This window comes from Alteromonas marina (assembly GCF_000808575.1).
GTDB classification, from domain to species: domain Bacteria; phylum Pseudomonadota; class Gammaproteobacteria; order Enterobacterales; family Alteromonadaceae; genus Alteromonas; species Alteromonas marina_A.
In genome coordinates this window covers 190,641-209,783 of record NZ_JWLW01000012.1, presented here as the reverse complement: position 1 = coordinate 209,783, position 19,143 = coordinate 190,641, and the positions used below count along the sequence as shown (strand labels likewise).

The window sequence follows — 19,143 nt, the reverse complement described above, 5'->3', positions numbered from 1 at the left end:
CAGCGCAGCGTTTAAATACGGCATTTTCAGCTAAACTTTGATTAATAAAAGGGTCTGTTGATCTTTGATGTACAAACTTAGGTTTAAAGTACACCAAAGGCTACAGGCCTTTTTTGTATTCGTTATCATCTAGCTGCAAAGAAGCTGAAAATGATGCGAAGTAACCCGTAACCGAGATAAAAGGTATTTGAGACAACATGCCTGAAGGCCCAGAAATTCGTCGAGCTGCAGATAAAGTCGAAGCGGTGATAAAAGATATCCCCCTAGAAAAAGTAGAGTTTGGATTAGCTCAGCTAAAACCCTATGTTAAACAGCTAGAAGGCGAAGTCGTCTTGCGCATGGAAACCCGTGGCAAAGCGCTAATTACCCATTTTAGCAATGGGCTCTCTATGTATTCACACAACCAACTTTATGGCGTGTGGCATACCTGTAAACGCAACGAAATGCCCGATACTACTCGTCAGCTAAGGGTAGGGCTTCATATCGAAACACACAGTGCTATTTTATATAGTGCGTCTGACATTAGCATTTGGCCAACACAAACTATTCATGAACACCCTTTTTTACAAAGAGTTGGGCCCGACGTACTCAACGATTCAGTCACAGAAGAGTTGGTATTAGAACGCTTACGTTCAAAAGCATTCTATAACCGCGCGCTAAGCGGTTTATATTTGGATCAGCGCTTTATGGCTGGGCTGGGCAACTACCTTCGCAGCGAAATATTGTTTACAGCAGGTGTGCATCCTTCACTCAAACCTTCTCAGTTAGATGATGAGCAGCTGCGTAGCTTGGCACATGACACCTTAGCAATATGCAAACGCAGCTATGAAACCGGCGGCTATACCGTGTACACAGAACTACGCCAAGTGCTTGAAGCAAAAGGCGTTAACTTTGAAGGTACGCGATTTATGGTGTTCGACAGGGAAGAGCAGCCTTGTAGAGTCTGCGCCACTCCAATAAAACGCCAAACGTATAATGGGCGACGTCTTTATTGGTGTGGTCAATGTCAGGCAAAGTGATCTCGAACGCTTTCTTTTAGCCTACAGATAGCCTGCTATCGACTTAAGCAACATTGCTTATTAACCGGTATCGCATTTTGATTGAGTTTTGCGTGTAACCCAATCAATGAGGTTTGGTAGCCCTTCAGCGATGTACTCGACGCTTAACAAACATGAATACTAACATCACGTTTAACCCAAATGTTGCGATGGATAGCGATCCAATAGTGGCATCTCTGAAACTAAAGAATTGGGCCACGGTACCCGCGCCAATAGTGCCCAACATCATTCCCACGCGGGTGGCGTTTGAATAAAACGCTGAAGTAAAACCTGTCAAATCAGGCGCTTGTTGTTGCAGTAAGGTCAATCCAATACCGGCATATAAACCGTAGAACAGCGCGTTTAATATTTGAAGGGTCAATAACTCCCAACTCGACTGAGAAAAGTACACGCCAACGTAGAAGCAACAGCCGAAAATAAATGCTACTGCCATGATACCCGCAGGAGGGAAGCGTCGCGCTAATTTGGCTGCTAGCAGCATAGTAGGTATCTCAAGTGCAGCCACAACACCCATCATCAGCCCTGGCAAATTTTCCGGCAACCCCAGTTCATTCATTACGTACAAAGGCATAGATGATAAATACATAACATTGCCCGCCATTCCGGCAAGTATGGCCAACCCAACCAGCCAAAAAGGCAGCGATAACGAGCCCTTTAGAGTAGTGTTGAGTGAGTGTTGATTGGCTTTTTGCCCAGGCACAACCTTAACCACAAAAAGCGTCGCAACAACCACGCACGCGATAGCCACCGAAAAGGACGCTGCGAAGCCAAAATTGGCAACCAGCGTAAATGCCAGCGGCGGGCCTACCACCCAAGCAAGAGAGATGGCCGCGCGAACTTTTGAGTTAAATGCGGCTAAATCGATATCTTGGTTTTTTGCCCATAGCCCCGAAACGGTCAGCATTTGAGACACTGCCCCAGCGCCCACCGACATAAACAAGACGCCAGCAAGGAACACATGCCAAAACTGCTTGCTAAAGATAAAGGCGACCATGGCGATGCCCACGCAAATCATGGTTAGCCCGTAAAGACGATTTGCGTTAAAACCTTTGTCTGCCAAGTGCCCGAGGTACTGACTGATCACCAACCCTGATAGCGTAACGGACACCATATAAATACTTATATAAATAGGCTCAACGTTGATCTCATCAATGAGGAAATAGCTCATCAGTGGCGTAACAAACGACGATGTTAGGCCAGTTAATAGACTTAACAGTAAAAAAGGAAGCTGTGGAGAAAATGCGTGACGCGATGACATGAGGATACGAGCTCCGAGGGACTGTTAAACGTGGTTGACCGAATTTCGTAAAGAAAAGATCGCAGCCCTTAATAACGAGGGCGCATTATAAGTGCTGCGTATCTAATGTCTATGACAAAGCTTTTATTAGTTATGCCGTTTTAAATACTTGGTTTACTTCATATGCTCAAGCACTGCGCGCTTTTTAAATTTAAAGAAAGCTCGCAATTTCGCTAAGCGACTTTTTCTGCATGGCGTGTGCAGGAATTGTGGCGTTTTCCGTCGGATAGCCCGCAATAATGAGCATATAAGCACGATCGTTATCAGGCCGTTGGCAGACCTCGGTTAAAAAGTTCAATGGCTTTGGTGTGTGGGTCAAGGTTGCCAAACCTGCATTGTGAAGCGAAGTAATAAGCATACCCACCGCGATACCCACCGATTCGTGCACATAGTAGTTTTGGCTTTTTTCGCCCGTTTCTGTTTCACCAAATTTTTGACTGAATACGGCAATAAGCCAAGGCGCGGTTTCCAGATAGGGTTTACTTGCGTCAGTGCCTAACGGCTTTAGGTCATCTAGCCACTGTTGCCCCGCACGCCCATTATAAAAACCGCGCTCATGCGCTTCAGCCTGTTCGCGTATTTGTTGTTTTACTTCAGGCGACTGTATCGCGGCGAAATGCCAAGGCTGATGATTCGCTCCACTAGGTGCAGTGCCAGCGGTCAAAATACAGTTTTCAATTACCGCTTTATCAACGGGTCTGTCGCTAAAATGGCGAATGCTGTGGCGACGCTGCATGGTTTTCAAAAACTCCTCGCTGCGAGTAAGCATTTGCTCTTCAGGGTATTCAATAAAATCAGTTAGCGGAGAATGGTCATGAGGTTGCATTTATTATCTCTTTTTTATTGCTTTTAATTACTCTAACGTTTGTGGCACGTTAATAAAAATAAAAACGCGCTAAATCGACTTTGTTGAACACCGCGAAATAAAAAATAGCGTAAACGAGTATGCACAATAAAAAAGCGACTCACTCAGGCAAAAGTGAATCGCTTTGGTGCAATATGTTGATAGTAAGAAATATTGTTAGTGGCGTTTGAACGGCGGGCGAGTGCCGCGTTTCTGAGTATCAGTTTGCTCTTCTAGCATTTCAAGTTGGGCAACATCATACACAGGCATCATGGTTGTCACTCTGCGATACGGTGGTTTACCGCGCATGATGACTTCTTTCACTTCTACGTATTCAATTGCTTCTTGCCCTACTGATTCTAATTGCGCTACATCGTTAACCGATAAGCTTACTATTTTGCGTTTAAATGGCGGCTTTCCTGAATAATCAACTACTTGTACATCAACGGTTTCATCAGTTGATGACGTCATAGCTTGCGATGCGTTTGCAGAAAAACCAAGCGAAACAGCTGTAATTAATGAACCCAATAGATAGCGTAATTTCATGTCGTGTCCTCTCGTTGAATTGCTACTTTAGTCTATTGTATGACCAAAAATGTTCTAAACAATGGGTATTGGTGATAGATGATTGCTATCACCTAACTGGATATAGAGAATTTGAGTAATCAAGGGAATGGAGAGCGATTGAAAGAGAAGCTGCTGCGTTGAAAACGGAGTGTTTAACGATGGTGCGGAATGGATGGTTATGTGCACTATTATGGTGCTATAGCACCGTCTGGTATTGTAGAGTTTCGGTAAAATCAATCATTTACCCTTTGGTCTTTATCTTGCTGTCAATCAACACCTATGTAAAGAGTCGACAAAGGGTGCATGTGCGGTGAGTGTAAAATATAAAATCCCCATATTTGTTCTGCTAACTTTCTGGTTAGCATGTACATCTGCCGTGTCAGCGATAGAGCAAAATATTCCTCTTTCGCAAAGCAAAGGCGGAACACTGTATCTAGAAGCGACCCTAGAATCGAACATAAAGGCTTCGTTTCTATTGGATACGGGTTCAAGCTTATTAACCCTCAATCAAGCTACGTTCGATGCGCTAACAAGAAATCAAAAGCTTCTTGCCACCAGAACCTCTGCTGCCAGAATGGCAAATGGAAAGATCGTTAAAATATCTCAGTATCAATTAAACTCGGTTCGTATAGGAAATACGTGCGAAGTGGGGCCAGTGGAAGTGGCCGTGCTTCCCAAAGGGAACAATATTTTAGGTATTAATACGTTGCTTAGGGTCGCGCCTTTAACTATAACACCAGACGCTGTGATTCTAGCCGGGTGTGAATAGCCTGAATGACTCACTTTTGTTTAATTAAACACCAACAAAAAAGCGAACCCGAAGGTTCGCTTTCAAATTTGTTTTTCGCTGGAAGATTAAATTAATCGTCGCACTCGCTAACGTCGCCGCCCATTTGCTCTTTCATTTTTACGCAAGCTTCATAAGCTTTCTTCGCTGCGGCGTCTTTAAATTCGCCTGCTTTTTCAGCCGTTGCGTCGTATGCGTCAGAGGCCATTTTCTTGCTATCTTCGTATGCGTCTGAAGCCATCTCTTTGCCGTCTTCATAGGCATCAGAAGCCATTTTTTTACCGTCTTCATACGCCTCAGAGGTCGCGTCTTTGGTTTTATCCCAAGAATCTGCAGCACTTTCTTTTGCGCTGTCATAGGCGTCTGCTGTCGCTTCGCCCGCTTTTTCCATCTCTTTTTTTACTTCGCTTTTCGTCTCTTCGCTAGACTCAGTACAGCCCATTAAAGACAGTAACAGTGCTAACGCCATTGCTTTAGTTTTCATTTTGAAGCTCCTTTTGCTGGGATAGTGGCTTATTTCTAAGCCTGTCAACATGGTGTGGCCGAATAGGCATTGTGAAACCACTTGCTACGTGCCATTTTTTGATCATATTCGGCAAGCTGCATATTCGACGAATCCAGTCTAGCCTACTTACCAGATAAAGTGTAAGTAGACTTTATACCGAAAAATGAAAGGTTTATAACCAAAAACAAACCTAGCTAAGATTGAACAAAGAATTTGGATATCCTGTTCTGCAAAGCGTGATGTGGGTTACTCTTCTGGGCCTTGTGTGGTGAATATAAGATGTCGACGCATATCCTTCAACACGACGCCTTTTTTAAGCAGCGCTGCGCTTAATTTTCGCTGCCACTTCTTTAGCTCGGGTTCAGCGTTTGACACCGCTTCTTCATTTTCGAATTGAAAGCGAAGCAGTAAAGAACCCGGGAATTGATGATACTGAACGTCAAACCAACACTGTTGCATACCTTTTAACTCTTCAAGCGCTTGTGCTTCAAGGCTATCGGCTACACTAAAAACCAGTGCTTGCTGTTTGAGTTGAACGGCAGAAAGTTTTTTCATTACAACTGCTTCTCTATAGACACTTCAACGCTCTCGGTGACATCCGCACCTTCAATAGTTAGCCACATTTGTCCATCTTGAACAGTAACCTGTATTTGCATAGAGCGATGAACAGCATTGGCCAAAGTAGCGGCAAGCGACTCTGGCAAAGTGAAAACTGATAAGTTCTTTTTGGTTTGTAGCTTGTTATGTTCTTTCTTCCACCACGCGTCGAAGCTGTTGTCGGCGTAGGAATAAATCATCATTTGTTGGCTTTGATTGCAGCCCTTTTTGATGCGCTGTTCAGAGGGTTGGCCTAACTCAATCCACAGTTCTATTTCATCGCTAAAACTCTTTTGCCATAAATCTGGAACGTCGTCGTCAGACAGTCCTTTGGTAAACTGTAGGCGTTCATGAGCATTAACAATAAACGCAACCACGCGCAGCATCATTCGTTCGTCATTTTCAGAAGGGTGACGGGCAATAGTAAGGTTGTGGTCGTTGTAGTAATTGCGATCCATATCCGTTATGGATATGTCAGCTTTAAAAATGGTCGCTTTAAGAGCCATGGTGTCCCTGCTTTGTTCTTAGGAGGCTTGAAGTTAACCCCGTGTGCTATGTAAAAAATGGCATAGCAAGTTTTGGCGCTATAGTAGCAGTAAAAAGCAAATTTCGCTGTAGGTGAGTAGCGCCCAATACAAGTATTTGTCGGTTTATTTATTGGAGCGCGAAATTTCTAGTGAAGCTTCTCGGTCATATTGGACATCGCGCAAAGCGCGGATAACCAAAAACTAAAGAAACAAAAATGAAAACGGAGAGGGTTGATGAAGAGACTAGTGGCTATGGCGATGTTAATGTTCGCCTGTATAGCAGGCGCATCAAATGCGTATGCTTTGGATCGTGGTACTATTGCAGAAGATGCAGATTCAGTAACGCCGTTGCTTAATGGTCAAGTGGCGCCTAAAGCAACGCTTAAAATGGCAGATGGCTCGCCAGTAAGCTTACAAGCGCTTACCATGCAAAAGCCCAGCATTGTACTTTTTTATCGCGGCGGGTGGTGCCCGTATTGTAATGAGCAGCTTGCCCAGCTTAAAGATATTGAAAAAGACTTGGTGGATATGGGCTATCAGATTTTGGCCATTTCACCTGAATCACCAGAGCGCTTGCAAGAGCAAAAGCTTGAAACAGAATTCTTGGTTACGCTTTTATCCGACGACAAACTAGACACTATTCGTGAGTTCGGCGTTGGATTCTACCTAGATACTGTGACTGAGTTAAAGTACAAAACCTATGGCATTAACTTAACAAAAGATGAAAGTGGTAATAGTGTTTTACCAGCACCCAGCATCTTCATGCTCAATAAAAAAGGGCAGGTTTTGTTTAGCTATGTTAACCCAGACTTCAAAGTTCGCCCGTCGGCAGATTTAGTTTTAGCGGTTGCGGAAACCCTTAAAAAAGAAATGTAATGCGAATAGCCTTACCAAGTAGTTGTTCTTGGTAAGGCATGCCATAAGTACTCTATGATATCGAGCACTGCATTTCATCGCGTCTTATAATGATTAAGTTAGATTCGCACGTATTTGACTGTCATAACGAGCTGTACTTAACCATTCACCGAGTCACCGTATCTCAAAATATCAAAGTGTAAGGAGTAAGCATTTACACTGAGATCAATGAAGTGATGTGCGCGGCTAGACGTTTAGGTTCAATATAAGTGTCGCCTTTACAGTTGTTTACGACGCTTAATAGCTGAGTAAGTAAGTGTTTATTCGCTACGTTCCGCTGACATATAGCGTGAACGGTATTGAGTTCAAGTGTACTTGCTAACGCGTACACACCTTTCAAATTGCGATTTATTAGAAGCGCGTTTAACACGCGGTTAGCGGTGTATCGACGCCACGCCATATGAAAGCTGTCGAAATCGCACGTTAAGTCAACAGTTAACGCCACACGAAGCGCCCAAGACAATGGGCGAAAGTGTAAAAGATGTTCGGTTAGTAAGAATATTTCAAGTGCGTGGTCAACAAACAGTGACGGCTTTGCAGTTTCACTTAGCTCAATAATGGGGAATAGCCCTTCAGCAGCGAACATAGACTCTACGAATTCAAAGGTGTAATACCCGTTACCATGAAGAGCAAGAAGGCATGTCTCAATTTCATCGAGAAGCGTTTCATCGAGGGTATTAGCAATGTCTTGAAGCGTTAGGTTATCTAAAAACTTCGCAATGTTCGGGTAGAGGGCACTAATCTCAGCCCATTTACTTTCTTTTGAATGACGCAAGCCCCTCTGATATTTGAGAACGTCGTCATGCCGTGTTAAATCGATTTGGGTGTGCAATTCGTTTCTCGAATAAATCCACGCTGCCCAAGCTATCATTGGCGAGTCCGCTAATCCAAGTGTGTGGAGCTCACTGAGCGAAGAACCTAATGAGCATACCACTTCCACCAAGCCATGGGCTGCCTTTACATCTTTCCCCATAAAATCGGGGTCTTCTTGCATATATTCGAATGAATACACGCCATTACGCCAGCCTGCTAAATAGCAGCCTTCTATACATTTTCCGCACATGACTGTGCTCCTGTTAGTGTTTTTTGGTGATAATGAAGAGGCCTGTTGCTCTTTGGTGGTATTTAGCCTGTGTGACAAGGCGCACGCCAACGAGCAACTGGCTCGTTGCTATTGAAAGTTATGAAAAGTAATCAAGAAAAGCATCGATAGAGTGAAGTTAGATGCCTAGAACGAACTTAAAACAAATTTTGATTCAAAAAAAGTACTGTTTTGTCCCGCTATAAAAAAGTTATTTTCTGCAAGAGTGCGAGGTTTACAGCGCCAAGTGGTATAGTAGGGCTTACGCCTTAACTCATCGTATTTCCATGATAAATAAAAACTTTCCATTACTTGATTTACATCGTCATTTAGATGGCAATGTGCGTCTGCAAACCATTCTGGAGCTTGGTCAGCAATTTAACATTTGTTTGCCTGCTTATTCGTTAGAGGGCTTGCGACCGCATGTTCAAGTAATGGAGATCGCCCCCGATTTGGTATCATTTTTAGATAAGCTTACTTGGGGCGTTAAGGTGTTAGGCAGTCTCGACGCCTGCAAAAGGGTAGCGATAGAGAATGTAGAAGATGCAGCTAAGCAGGGTATTGACTACACAGAGCTGCGTTTTAGTCCTTATTTTATGGCTGAAAGTCACGGGCTACCAACTCAAGGTGTGGTTGAGGCCGTGATAGACGGTGTAAAAAGCGCAACTAAAGATCACGATATTAAAGTTAATCTCATCGGTATTTTGTCGCGTTCTTATGGCGCAGAAGTATGTCAGCATGAGCTAGATTCAATCTTGGCCTGTAAAGCGCATATAACTGCAATTGATTTGGCGGGGGATGAAAAAGGCTTTCCTGGCAATATGTTCATAGATCACTTTACAAAAGTGCGCCACGAAGGGCTGCCTATCACAATTCATGCAGGTGAAGCTGTAGGCCCACAGAGTATTTGGCAAGCCATTAACGACTTAGGTGCTGTGCGTATAGGGCACGGCGTTAATGCTATTAATGATACTAAGTTAATGGACTATTTGCGCGACAACCGTATTGGTATTGAAAGCTGTTTAACCAGCAACGTATTGACGAACACGGTCACATCATTAGCTGAGCACCCGTTAACAACGTTTTTGGATCACGGCATACTCGCCTGTCTGAATACCGACGACCCGGCAGTTCAAGGTGTAGAGCTAGATCACGAATTCTCCGTTGCAGCTAAGCAAGCTGGCCTTATGCCTTCTCATATTAAACAAGCGCAAGAGAATGCGCTGGCAATTGCTTTTTTAAGTGAAAGCGAAAAAGCCGCACTTAAACGCAAAGTAAACTAATCCCAAAGATAAAAATCGTGCCGTGGTTAAGCGGACAGTAACATTATTTTGATTAATAATGCCACCGGTGGCATTATTGTCGTGATGTGAATATTTTGTTTCTTAAACGTAATAAGTTACGACTTGAATAATGGAGCTTTTATGCTGCGCTTTATACCTGATGTTGACCGTTCTATGAGTAGTTACCCCAGCCGTTTCACACACCGCCGGGCTTTGGGATGGGGGGCGTTTATTGTGACCCTTCTAACTTGTTCCTATGTGTCGGCATCTACTGACGAAGACTGGAAAATTGCTGAACAGATTGTAAATCAGATCCAGCTGCCCACTATTCCAAACGAAAAATTTGTGGTTGATGTGAGTGATACTTCACTAAGCGCAGCGCGAGCGCCAATTCAACGTGTAATTGACATGGCTTCTGCCAGCGGCGGCGGTATTGTAGTTGTGCCCAAAGGAACATGGCAAGTAGACGGTCCTATTCGTCTTAAAAGCAAAGTGAACTTGCACCTAGAGGAGGGCGCTACTCTGCTATTTTCCGGCGACCCTTCGCACTACCTACCCGTGGTTAAAACCCGTTGGGAGGGGACTGAGGTATTTACCTATTCACCGCTAATTTATGCGCTAAATGTGGAAGATGTGGCAATTACAGGTAAAGGTACTATCGACGGAAATGCCCAATCGGCGTTCATTGGCTGGTATGAGAAACAAAATACAGATATGCATGCGCTTCGTAAAATGGGGTTTGATGGCGTTCCAGTAGAGAAGCGTCAGTTCGGCGAAGGGCATTACTTGCGCCCTCCGCTTATTCAGTTTTTCCACGCCAAGCGAGTGCTGCTCGAAGATTATACGGCCCTGAATTCCCCGTTTTGGGTTAATCATCTGGTTTATACGTCTCATGCTACGGTAAGACGAGTGAAGGTAGAAAGTCACCTGTACAACAACGACGGGTTAGATATTGAGTCGAGCCAGTTTGTGCTTGCTGAAGATAATCACTTTAGAACCGGTGATGACGGTATCGTTATTAAGTCTGGCAGAGACGCAGACGGTCGAAATTTAGGTATACCTAGCACAGACATTGTTGCACGAAACAATGATTTAGGCGGGGAAGACGGCATTGGTCTTGGTTCGGAAATGTCTGGCGGCATTAAGCGCGTATTTTTCGAGAACAATGTCTTGCATGAGGGAGACTCAGCATATCGTTTTAAAAGCAACTTAGACAGAGGCGGGCGCGTAGAAATGGTTCGAATTAGAGGCAGTAAAGTGGCTTCGTTTAAGCACTTATTCTGGTTCCAGCTAAACTACCCCAGTAATTTACATGGTAATTTTCCAGCTACCTATACCGACATTATTATTGAAGATTTAACGGTAGAAAATGTAGGAACGGTTTTAGAAATTCACGCTCCAGACGCAGTTCCTGTGCTTAACGTTAAGTTCAAAGACATTAAAATCAAGGAAGCAGAAGAAATTCTTATCCTAGAAAATGCCGACGATATTAGTTTTGAAAATGTCACCATAGGTGAGCAAGTCTGGAACGGCACGTTTTCTTCGCTGCACATTGAATCTGTTACTCGCTAGAAAACAGGTTAAATGCGATAGGTTGTTCGCATTGGTCCTTTATTTTCGCCCAAACAAGCGGCTAATTAATTGAGGGCGAACCTATTTAGGTTCGCTGGCTTTCAGTTTCGACCAGCTCAACAACAAGGCGTAAATTACTTTGTGTTGATACCGCATTAAATGGGTAGCAGGTAACTAAATAGAGCTGCTGCCCATTTACATCTACTTTCATTGCCGAGGCGGCATCGACTATCGTCTTCGATACAACCCGGTAGGTTACCCACTGTGAATTCGGCAACTGTAATTGCATAATATCTCGGGCTCTCACCTTCTTTAAGAACGTGAAGTGCGTATCTCTATGCCCGCCAATCACACTACCACCCTGTCCGAGTGGGGGCGAGTCGGTGTGGTGTCCAGGGCCAAATGCAAGGGCATTTCCCTGCGCGCCTTCTAGTACATACAACTGTGTGTCGCTTTTGGCATGAACCAGCTTGCCCACTGGCCAAGTATCAGACCAACGCCAAGGCTTCTGGTTAGCGCCAGTGGCTAGCGTTTCTTCCCACGAAGATTGAATTAAATATTGCGCCAGCTCAGCTTTCAGTAATATCCAGCCAGCTTTGCCAAAGCTGGCTGCGGCGATCAAGACTAAGATGATGGTAAAAGAGTATTTAATCATTGTTTGTCCAAGCAATATTCAGTCAAAAAATAAAGAAATGAGCTTAAGGTGCTAATCTCGTCCCCCTTTGTTTCGCAAGAAGGCGACGCTGTGAAAAAGCGACAATAAAAGCATGGCAATCATGCCTAATACGACATGTTCAGATACACCCGCTGCGGTTTGGGGGTAACTGATTTGTCTGAATTGCGTTCCCTGTGGCATTAAGTTTCTTACGTTTTCGGTGGAAGACGGTATGCCCTGTGTATTTGCTATTTTTTCTTCAATAGCAACGAAGCTGGTGAACTCTGTTATCAGTTTATGGGGCAGGGCTACAGCAAGTATGTCCTGTCTTACTTCATCTACATTTCGCCCTAACGCTTTTTCATCCATTAACGCCGCCACTTTCTTTCTTGCCCAAGCAGTCGCTACGCCAAGGTGTTGAGTAGAACCTGTCGACGTTGGCGATATTGCTACCGAACGGGTCCACTCGCGAGTAGTGCCCTGCTTGTCTACAAGTGCGCCCTGAAGAGTTATTTTTCCGCTTGTACCGGCGTTATGAGGCAGTTTCACATTCAAAAGCAAAGGAACACCCGCGTATAAATCAGGGATCTTAGAAGGGTAAATCTCTGCTGACTGTGCATAGCCAGCCGGAAGAGTGAGGCTCAAATCACTCAACACAGGGCTTTCTAATTTATAAAGCAAGCTATCCATTTGCTGTTTAATATCTGCCGTATTGCTAACAAAAACATAGCTTCCGCGACCAAACTGAGCGGCTCGGGTCATAAAATAACTATTAGGCGCGCTGCCTATGCCTACTGTAAAAAGTCGCGCATCACCGAGTTCGTTCTTTATTTGCGAGAACAATGCAGCTTCATTGCCTACCGCACCATCGGTAATAAAGACAACTTGTTTTATATAGTTTTCAGCTGTCGTGCGTTTAAGTGCGGAATTAAGCGCTGGCGCCATTTCAGTGCCGCCCCCTGCATTGAGGTGCTTTACAAAGTCCCTCGCATATTGCTTGTTTCGTGTTGTTCCCTCTACCGAGGTTTCAAACAAACGCGTGGTGTCATTGTTAAATGCTACAACATTAAATCGGTCTTTCTCACTCAAGCGGTCTATCGCTAATTGTAAACTCTCTTTTGCGTCGACAATTGGGCGACCTCCCATAGAGCCTGACGTGTCGATAACGAAGGTGATATCGCGATCAAAATCCTGTAAATCTTGGCTCTTCACTTGTGGCGGCATTAGCATAACAAGGGCGTAGTCATGCTGACCTTTCGATTCAGTGAAAATAGCTGCTTGTGGCGCACTAGAGGGCGAAGGCTGCCACTCTAGCCAAATGTCTCGGTCCATTTTGATATTGCTTTGGTTAAAGGTGACAAGATAATCACCTGTGGATTCTGACCAATTCACACGGTGATTTCTGCTAGTGACGCTATTAAGCGTTAAACCGGTATTGAGTGTTGCGTTGAACGTAAGTTGCGGGCCTTCATTACCTTCTCTCATATAAGGCGTGATAGCTCTAGCATCGGGTACCTTATCTGTGGGTTCTCCCCAACCTGTACCTGATATTTCAGCTTCTATATTCTCGTTAAACTGATTTAGCGGAATGCCGGGCGAATAGCGAGGAGTGAGCGTAGTAGGCAAGTGAAAAGTAAATTTACCATCGCGGTAGTCTACTTGTTGTACATACTGAAGTGTCACCGTTATTTCCTCACCCGGCGCTATATTCGCGACCTGCTGGGTGAATAAATTTGGGCGTTGTTGCTCTGTTAAACTGGCTTTCTTTCCCGCTTTTTTGGCTGCTTCAAATGCTTCTTTCGCTTCTGCCTTCGGCTTAATTTGCCCCCGGATTATTCTGTCTCCTATACGCATTTCCATACTGTTAATCGCCGCGTTTTCATTAAGCGGAAAGGTGTAAACGGCATGCTTCCATTCATTACTGGCGTTAGTGAATTTTTGAGAATAGGTAACGTGCGCAATCATGCCATTCACCTGCAAATCCACGTCAGTTGAATGCAATAGGGCGGGGGAAGACTCACCGTCTTCGCTTTGCAGCATCAATTCGCCAGACTCAGCGCGACTTAGCGGGCTAACTACTACACCAAGCAAAAAACAGAGGAAGGAAGTAAGGATAAGCAACCTGTGATTACTCGGCTTAGTTGCATGTTGCCGTTCTCTAAACCAAGGTTTGTGAGTATTGGAAGGTGTTAAATAATCCCGTTTGGGTGTTTTGGAAAATAGCATCAGGTAAGCTCGCTTTAGTATCGATACTTACCATTAAACGCCCTGAATAGGGCGAATTGTGAACAGAGATTATGGCAATCTAATGGGCAATGGTGGCGAGAGTGTTACTCGCCTGCCATAGCACGACCTTTGGTTTTAACACTGGCTATCAGCATATAAATACTGGTAGCAAGTAGGCACGCAAATAAGTAGCCCATCAATCCTTGAGGGCCTACTAAAAAGTTATCGGCAATAAGTGGGCCTACTACTGAACCCACGCTGTAGCTGAAAAGCATGACCTGTGTGGCGCATACAATGAAGCTAGCATCGAGTTTGTCGCAGGCGAGATTTATTGCCACTGGGTATAGGGCAAATATTGCCATCCCTAATAGAAACAGACCTGCTCCCAAAGCGTATATACCACTAACCGCTGCGGTTAATGTTATGGCGGCGACACCTAGCAAACAAAATAGCGCCATGAGTAACGTGCGGCCTAAGTACTTGGATAGCGCAGGAATTAAAGGTTGAACTGCCATAGCGCCTAAAATAATTAAGGCCATTAAGCTACCCAAATCGTCATGAGCAATGCCGCGGTTTAATAGTTCAAGAGGCATTAAGCCGTAAATGGCACCTAGGGTTAAGCCTGACACTATGCAACCAATAATTGCGGCATGATTTAGTTTCGATATTTGCTTTAGCGACAGTGGCGTACTGTGGGAAGCTTCAGGCTGTTCGCTCTTTGCAAACAAAAGTAGGCCAATGGCTAAAATCAACATGGTGAAAATGGCAGCAAAAGGAAGCATGCCGCCTACGCCAATAGCGCCAATACCTAACTGACCTAAAGAGCTTCCCCCGTACAGTGCGCCCATGTACAAGCCTAAACGTTTGGCTCTATCGGCTTCGTCGCCGTGTAAAAGCCACGACTCTACGATAACAAATACACCCGCTACAGCAACGCCAGCCACTAACCGAGCCACAAGCCAAACTGCGGTGTGAGCAAACAAAGGCATTACTACAATAGTTAGCAATAATACGCCTAAACACAGTGCAAAACCGTGCTTGTACCCAATGCGGGTGACCAGCGGTTCAATGCTAAGGGCACCTACAAGTAATCCTGCGTAAAAGCTACTGGCAAGCCAACTGGCGATAGCCGTGTCTAGGTTGTAATGGCTGAGCATTAGTGGGATCAGACTCATCAAATATCCAGACGCAACTGCGTACATACCCAGCGCAATAACGGGAACAGAAACCCGCGCTTTGGCGGGCGGAATTAAGGTGTTGTCCAAGGTAATGCCTTACATCAGAGGAAAGAGAAGATAATTTCGCGGCGCGAATATGAGGCAAATTCTGATATAGGTAAAATGAAAAGAAATGCTCGTAAAGATGCTAAAAATTGATGGTGAGGAAGGCGCTGCTAGATAGTGCATGCGCCTCAGATAGTTTAAGCATTAGTGCCTTAAATCATCCGGTGTATGATCTGCCACAAATGCATTTCTTTCGCCCATTGGTCTGTCTTCCCCCACCGTACTGTCTGCAGTAGTTTGGAGCTCTATCGACGAGTTCACCTCTGCACCAATTAGAATGATATACGCGGTTAAATACAACCACATGAGCAAGATAATAATTCCCCCAACGGAGCCGTAGGTTTTGTTGTAACTTCCAAATTCATTGAGGTATATCGAAAAGCCATATGAGGCTACTACCCATAATAACGTGGCAAAAACTGAACCCGGCGTCACCCAGCGCCACTGAGCTTCTCGTCGGTGTGGCGCATATCGATATAGGGCTGAAAGCGCAATATTAAATAGGGCCAGCATCACCGGCCAAGTCACCCACATGGCTTGCTCGGTACTAAGGGCATTTGACGTCATCCAGTTTATTGCTTCGGGTAAAATGGTGATGCAGGCGAGGGACACAATTACGGTAAGGATCATAAATATGGTGCACGTAATGCGCGCTAGAATACCTTTGAAAAAGCCTCTTCCTTCCGCCTCGCTATAGGTAATGTTGCATGCTTTTATCAGTGCGTTGGCGCCTTTGCTACTGCTCCACAGTGACAAGAGCAGAGTAAATAAAAAACTCCAGCCTAATGCAGTATTCGACTTCTCGGTCAAATTTTTAAGCTGTTCTTCAATGATGTAGCGACTGTCATTTGGTACTACATTTACCAGCAATGCCATATGACTTTGCAGTTCATCGGGAGAGACAATAAGCCCATACAAGGCAATAGTTGCCCCTAATAGTGGGAAGATAGCCAGCAAGCAGTAAAAGGCAACGCCAGCAGAGATAAGAGGAATGTTATCTTTTTGCAGGCTAGTGAAAATACGCTTTGAAATACTCCACCAACTTTTCAAAGAAAGCTCGAATGCAGATTTAGCGTGGTTGAAACGTTCCTTGCTCATGTGTCCTCATGTTTTGCCTAAACGATAAAACTCTTAAAGCTTGATACATGAAAACTTCGCTGTCGGCTTACATCAACTTAAAAAAGGAACGAGAAAGAAGCTCTGTAAATCGTTCACAAAATCTGAATATGTGCGTGGCTATCAATGTTGATGAAAATGTTGGTTTTTATTTATTGTAATTTAATCAATGGTTTACGCTTGTTGGTTTGGATGGTTTGTAATTTGCACCTTCAATACCACCTTAGCTAGATAGTAAGAGCTAGGTTATGCCATGCGCAAACTAACGCGTTCACCTGATGGGATTTGCTAAAGGTGGTAGGCGGACAGTTATTCCTGTCGTGTGGCGACCCCTGTTTTTTCTAGCTTTACATTTCGTCTTTCAAAAGGAGTGAACATTATGAGCAATATCCAAAACCTAAAGGGCAAGAAAATCGCTATTTTGGCAACCAATGGTTTTGAGCAAAGCGAGTTGATTCAACCAAGAGACAAGTTTATTGAGCAAGGTGCTGACGTTGAAGTGCTATCTATTGATGATCAGTCGACGATCAAAGCATGGGACGAAGACAACTGGGGAAAAGAAATTAACGTTGATAAACAAGTTACGTCTGTAAACCCTGAAGATTACGATGCCCTTGTGCTACCCGGCGGTCAAATCAATCCCGATGTGCTGCGTACCAATGAAGATGCTGTTGCCTTCATCAAAAGTGCAAACAGCGCGGCAAGTATTAAAGCTATAGGTGCTATCTGTCATGGACCATGGTTGCTGGTGGAATCTGGATTAGCGAAAGGTGCAGCACTCACTTCGTTTCCTAGTATCCAAACAGATCTGAAAAATGCTGGTGCGACGTGGGTTGATGAGGAAGTGGTGACCCATGCAAAGCTGGTGACCAGTAGAAACCCAGATGATATTCCAGCTTTCGTAGACAAAATTAGTGAAATGGTTGCCCAATAAAAAGGAGGAAGTGTATGTCCACCGCAGCTACAGATAAAAAGGTTATCGCGATAACGGGGGCTTCCAGCGGCATTGGCGAAGAAACGGCAAAGCAACTGGTAAATAACGGTTTTAACGTTGCCCTCTTAGCGAGAAGTGAGGACAAACTGCGTGCCTTGGTTGAAGAGCTTGGCAATGATAATGCATTTGCTGTCAAAGCTGACGTAAGCGACTTTAAAGATGTCGATACGGCGTTTAAAAAGGCGAGCGAACATTTCGGTCGCATTGACGGCATTTTCGCTAATGCCGGGCGTGGCGCGAAAGCCGCCGGCATTGAAAAGGGGGACGTAGATGACTGGGATGGCATGCTGGGCGCAAACGTAAATGGACTGCTTTATACTGCAAAAGCTGGATTGCCGTACCTGCGAGATACGCAAGGCCACTTCATTATTACGTCTTCGGTCGCCGGTCGAATAGCCCTGAAAGGCTCTGTATATGGGGCAAGTAAGTGGTTTGCTTATGGTTTCGGTCAGAACCTCGCCGAAGAAATGCGCGAGTGGGGCGGCCGCTGTACCACTATCTGTCCTGGTATGGTGAATACGCCATTTTTCGATGAACCTAAGGAAGATAAGCTTCAGCCAGGGGATATCGCAAAATCGGTATTGTTTGCCCTAAGCGCAGAAGAGTCAGCCTGCGTTCGCGAGGTTTATGTTATGCCGGCGAAGTAAACGAACTAACCACGGGTAAGAGGTAATTTATTCAAGCAAAGGGCAAGGTTAGTCACTGCCCTTTTTTGTTTGCCCCGCCCTTACTTTTAACCTGCCTTATTAATTTCATGAAGCTATTCAAATTAGCCAAATAAAGTATTTTCCCCATCCTGTTACCCCTAATCTAGGTGTGTAGATAAGCGCTAGTTGAGTGAGATAGGCGATTGCAAACTCCTCATCGAAATGGCTTTCCCAAAGGGCCCGCGGCGCAATAACAATAACAGGAGAGTAAGATGTCGAACGAATTTACGGGTAAGACCGCTATTATTTCTGGCGCCGCTGGCGGCATAGGGTTAGCGCTGGCTGAGGCATTGGCACGGCAGGGTATGAATATCGTCATGGGCGATATTGATAATGCTGTATTAACCGAATCGGGTAACGACTTACGTGAGAAAGGTTTCGATGTATTGACTTGCGCCCTTGATGTTACCGATTACGCTCAGTGGGAAGATATTGTAGCTAACGCCAAAGAGAAGTTTGGCAAGGTTCATATGGTCATCAATAATGCTGGCGTTGGCGGTACGCCGGGGAAAGTTGAAGATTCGGAGCATGAGACCTGGCGCTGGGTAATGGACGTCAACGTTATGGGCGTACTTTATGGCGCACAAGCATGCGTGCCAGCTATTAAAGAGCACGGCGAAGGAGGCTGGGTGCTAAACGTGGCGTCGATGGCAGGAATGATGGGCATGCCATATGCGGCGGCCTACTGCGCATCAAAGGCTGCGGTTGTCTCTATGACAGAAAGCTGGGTACCAGAATTAAAACCTTTTGGAATCCATACTTCTGTATTGTGTCCAGCATTCGTGAAAACCCGCATTCACGAGTCGTATAGAAATAGGCAGCAAAAATACGCAGTAGCAGCTGAAAAACGCATTGATAAAGAAAAGCTTAAAGCAGGAGCTCAAGCAGCCACTAAGGCAGTAGAGTCGGGTATTGCTGCAACAGTACTCGCGGAGCGTGTGGTAGAAGCGCTAAAGGCCAAGCAAACCTATATTTATACTCACCCTAATTATCGCAAGGTTACCACGGCGCGTTTTGATGCTATCGACAGCGCTTTTGTGGATGCCGAGCAGAGTCCGGTTGTTGGTCACCTTATCAATGACGAAATTGTTACTTTTTAGAACTACGCACACTGAGGAACAAGATTTTC

19 protein-coding genes are annotated in these 19,143 nt (G+C 44.8%); 8 read left to right on the top strand and 11 right to left on the bottom strand.

Annotated features, from left to right (window positions below; translation table 11 throughout):
- The first annotated feature begins 197 nt into the window (after positions 1-197).
- Positions 198-1,019 carry an endonuclease VIII gene (gene nei / locus RJ41_RS06560; RefSeq protein ID WP_039218478.1) on the top strand — a complete coding sequence of 274 codons (822 nt, stop codon included), beginning with the start codon at positions 198-200 and terminating at the stop codon, positions 1,017-1,019.
- A gap of 124 nt (positions 1,020-1,143) precedes the next feature.
- On the opposite strand, the gene RJ41_RS06555 is transcribed toward nei, so the two are convergent.
- The 3 genes from RJ41_RS06555 to RJ41_RS06545 all read right to left on the bottom strand — a co-directional run bounded on the left by RJ41_RS06555 (position 1,144) and on the right by RJ41_RS06545 (position 3,745).
- Positions 1,144-2,316 (bottom strand): sugar efflux transporter, encoded by a 1,173-nt coding sequence (locus RJ41_RS06555; protein WP_039218476.1) that lies wholly within the window; start codon positions 2,314-2,316, stop codon positions 1,144-1,146.
- Positions 2,317-2,506: 190 nt separating this feature from the next.
- A complete protein-coding gene (locus RJ41_RS06550) occupies positions 2,507-3,181 on the bottom strand; it encodes a nitroreductase family protein (protein ID WP_039218472.1) in 675 nt (224 codons plus the stop codon).
- Between the two features lie 195 nt (positions 3,182-3,376).
- Complete coding sequence (locus tag RJ41_RS06545; RefSeq protein WP_039218469.1) at positions 3,377-3,745, bottom strand: hypothetical protein; 369 nt, start codon at positions 3,743-3,745, stop codon at positions 3,377-3,379.
- 331 nt (positions 3,746-4,076) lie between these two features.
- Here RJ41_RS06545 and RJ41_RS06540 point away from each other — a divergent pair, with 331 nt between their 5' ends.
- On the top strand, positions 4,077-4,535 hold the full coding sequence (locus RJ41_RS06540; RefSeq protein WP_039218467.1) for a retropepsin-like aspartic protease family protein: 459 nt from the start codon (positions 4,077-4,079) through the stop codon (positions 4,533-4,535).
- A gap of 91 nt (positions 4,536-4,626) precedes the next feature.
- Here the strand turns inward: RJ41_RS06540 and RJ41_RS06535 are convergent, their stop codons facing one another.
- The 3 genes from RJ41_RS06535 to RJ41_RS06525 form a co-directional block, all read right to left on the bottom strand.
- On the bottom strand, positions 4,627-5,037 hold the full coding sequence (locus RJ41_RS06535; RefSeq protein WP_039218464.1) for a hypothetical protein: 411 nt from the start codon (positions 5,035-5,037) through the stop codon (positions 4,627-4,629).
- 267 nt (positions 5,038-5,304) lie between these two features.
- The gene (locus RJ41_RS06530; protein WP_039218461.1) at positions 5,305-5,613 is read right to left on the bottom strand and encodes a hypothetical protein; all 309 of its coding nucleotides are present in this window, start codon (positions 5,611-5,613) and stop codon (positions 5,305-5,307) included.
- Positions 5,613-6,161, bottom strand: a complete 549-nt coding sequence (locus RJ41_RS06525) for a YaeQ family protein (protein WP_039218456.1) — start codon at positions 6,159-6,161, stop codon at positions 5,613-5,615. Before RJ41_RS06525 ends, RJ41_RS06530 begins: the two co-directional genes overlap by 1 nt.
- Positions 6,162-6,416: 255 nt before the next feature.
- On the opposite strand from RJ41_RS06525, the gene RJ41_RS06520 reads away from it, so the two are divergent.
- On the top strand, positions 6,417-7,058 hold the full coding sequence (locus RJ41_RS06520; RefSeq protein ID WP_039218454.1) for a peroxiredoxin-like family protein: 642 nt from the start codon (positions 6,417-6,419) through the stop codon (positions 7,056-7,058).
- A gap of 193 nt (positions 7,059-7,251) precedes the next feature.
- On the opposite strand, the gene RJ41_RS06515 is transcribed toward RJ41_RS06520, so the two are convergent.
- Complete coding sequence (locus RJ41_RS06515) at positions 7,252-8,160, bottom strand: hypothetical protein (protein WP_039218449.1); 909 nt, start codon at positions 8,158-8,160, stop codon at positions 7,252-7,254.
- Positions 8,161-8,465: 305 nt separating this feature from the next.
- Between RJ41_RS06515 and add the strand changes: the two genes are divergently transcribed.
- Positions 8,466-9,461 carry an adenosine deaminase gene (gene add, locus RJ41_RS06510; RefSeq protein ID WP_014977168.1) on the top strand — a complete coding sequence of 332 codons (996 nt, stop codon included), beginning with the start codon at positions 8,466-8,468 and terminating at the stop codon, positions 9,459-9,461.
- 141 nt (positions 9,462-9,602) lie between these two features.
- Positions 9,603-11,033, top strand: a complete 1,431-nt coding sequence (locus tag RJ41_RS06505; RefSeq protein WP_039218446.1) for a glycoside hydrolase family 28 protein — start codon at positions 9,603-9,605, stop codon at positions 11,031-11,033.
- Positions 11,034-11,118: 85 nt separating this feature from the next.
- On the opposite strand, the gene RJ41_RS06500 is transcribed toward RJ41_RS06505, so the two are convergent.
- The 4 genes from RJ41_RS06500 to RJ41_RS06485 form a co-directional block, all read right to left on the bottom strand.
- Positions 11,119-11,688: a class GN sortase gene (locus tag RJ41_RS06500; RefSeq protein ID WP_039218443.1), complete on the bottom strand. Its 570-nt coding sequence runs from the start codon at positions 11,686-11,688 to the stop codon at positions 11,119-11,121.
- A gap of 51 nt (positions 11,689-11,739) precedes the next feature.
- Positions 11,740-13,914 (bottom strand): marine proteobacterial sortase target protein, encoded by a 2,175-nt coding sequence (locus tag RJ41_RS06495; protein WP_156964764.1) that lies wholly within the window; start codon positions 13,912-13,914, stop codon positions 11,740-11,742.
- Between the two features lie 104 nt (positions 13,915-14,018).
- Positions 14,019-15,179: an MFS transporter gene (locus tag RJ41_RS06490; protein WP_039218440.1), complete on the bottom strand. Its 1,161-nt coding sequence runs from the start codon at positions 15,177-15,179 to the stop codon at positions 14,019-14,021.
- 162 nt (positions 15,180-15,341) lie between these two features.
- On the bottom strand, positions 15,342-16,295 hold the full coding sequence (locus tag RJ41_RS06485; protein ID WP_039218438.1) for a YihY/virulence factor BrkB family protein: 954 nt from the start codon (positions 16,293-16,295) through the stop codon (positions 15,342-15,344).
- A 397-nt stretch (positions 16,296-16,692) separates the two neighbouring features.
- Between RJ41_RS06485 and RJ41_RS06480 the strand changes: the two genes are divergently transcribed.
- The 3 genes from RJ41_RS06480 (at position 16,693) to RJ41_RS06470 (ending at position 19,114) form a co-directional block, all read left to right on the top strand.
- Positions 16,693-17,247 carry a type 1 glutamine amidotransferase domain-containing protein gene (locus RJ41_RS06480; protein WP_039218437.1) on the top strand — a complete coding sequence of 185 codons (555 nt, stop codon included), beginning with the start codon at positions 16,693-16,695 and terminating at the stop codon, positions 17,245-17,247.
- Positions 17,248-17,261: 14 nt separating this feature from the next.
- Positions 17,262-17,954 carry an SDR family oxidoreductase gene (locus RJ41_RS06475; RefSeq protein WP_039218434.1) on the top strand — a complete coding sequence of 231 codons (693 nt, stop codon included), beginning with the start codon at positions 17,262-17,264 and terminating at the stop codon, positions 17,952-17,954.
- A 272-nt stretch (positions 17,955-18,226) separates the two neighbouring features.
- A complete protein-coding gene (locus RJ41_RS06470) occupies positions 18,227-19,114 on the top strand; it encodes an SDR family NAD(P)-dependent oxidoreductase (protein WP_039218431.1) in 888 nt (295 codons plus the stop codon).
- The last annotated feature ends 29 nt before the right edge of the window (positions 19,115-19,143 follow it).

Bases quoted from the DNA above. Each gene is read 5' to 3' on its own strand.
- nei (WP_039218478.1), top strand. From the start codon at position 198: ATGCCTGAAGGCCCAGAAATTCGTCGAGCTGCAGATAAAGTCGAAGCG.
- RJ41_RS06555 (WP_039218476.1), bottom strand. From the start codon at position 2,316: ATGTCATCGCGTCACGCATTTTCTCCACAGCTTCCTTTTTTACTGTTA.
- RJ41_RS06550 (WP_039218472.1), bottom strand. From the start codon at position 3,181: ATGCAACCTCATGACCATTCTCCGCTAACTGATTTTATTGAATACCCT.
- RJ41_RS06545 (WP_039218469.1), bottom strand. From the start codon at position 3,745: ATGAAATTACGCTATCTATTGGGTTCATTAATTACAGCTGTTTCGCTT.
- RJ41_RS06535 (WP_039218464.1), bottom strand. From the start codon at position 5,037: ATGAAAACTAAAGCAATGGCGTTAGCACTGTTACTGTCTTTAATGGGC.
- RJ41_RS06530 (WP_039218461.1), bottom strand. From the start codon at position 5,613: ATGAAAAAACTTTCTGCCGTTCAACTCAAACAGCAAGCACTGGTTTTT.
- RJ41_RS06525 (WP_039218456.1), bottom strand. From the start codon at position 6,161: ATGGCTCTTAAAGCGACCATTTTTAAAGCTGACATATCCATAACGGAT.
- RJ41_RS06520 (WP_039218454.1), top strand. From the start codon at position 6,417: ATGAAGAGACTAGTGGCTATGGCGATGTTAATGTTCGCCTGTATAGCA.
- RJ41_RS06515 (WP_039218449.1), bottom strand. From the start codon at position 8,160: ATGTGCGGAAAATGTATAGAAGGCTGCTATTTAGCAGGCTGGCGTAAT.
- add (WP_014977168.1), top strand. From the start codon at position 8,466: ATGATAAATAAAAACTTTCCATTACTTGATTTACATCGTCATTTAGAT.
- RJ41_RS06505 (WP_039218446.1), top strand. From the start codon at position 9,603: ATGCTGCGCTTTATACCTGATGTTGACCGTTCTATGAGTAGTTACCCC.
- RJ41_RS06500 (WP_039218443.1), bottom strand. From the start codon at position 11,688: ATGATTAAATACTCTTTTACCATCATCTTAGTCTTGATCGCCGCAGCC.
- RJ41_RS06495 (WP_156964764.1), bottom strand. From the start codon at position 13,914: ATGCTATTTTCCAAAACACCCAAACGGGATTATTTAACACCTTCCAAT.
- RJ41_RS06485 (WP_039218438.1), bottom strand. From the start codon at position 16,295: ATGAGCAAGGAACGTTTCAACCACGCTAAATCTGCATTCGAGCTTTCT.
- RJ41_RS06480 (WP_039218437.1), top strand. From the start codon at position 16,693: ATGAGCAATATCCAAAACCTAAAGGGCAAGAAAATCGCTATTTTGGCA.
- RJ41_RS06475 (WP_039218434.1), top strand. From the start codon at position 17,262: ATGTCCACCGCAGCTACAGATAAAAAGGTTATCGCGATAACGGGGGCT.
- RJ41_RS06470 (WP_039218431.1), top strand. From the start codon at position 18,227: ATGTCGAACGAATTTACGGGTAAGACCGCTATTATTTCTGGCGCCGCT.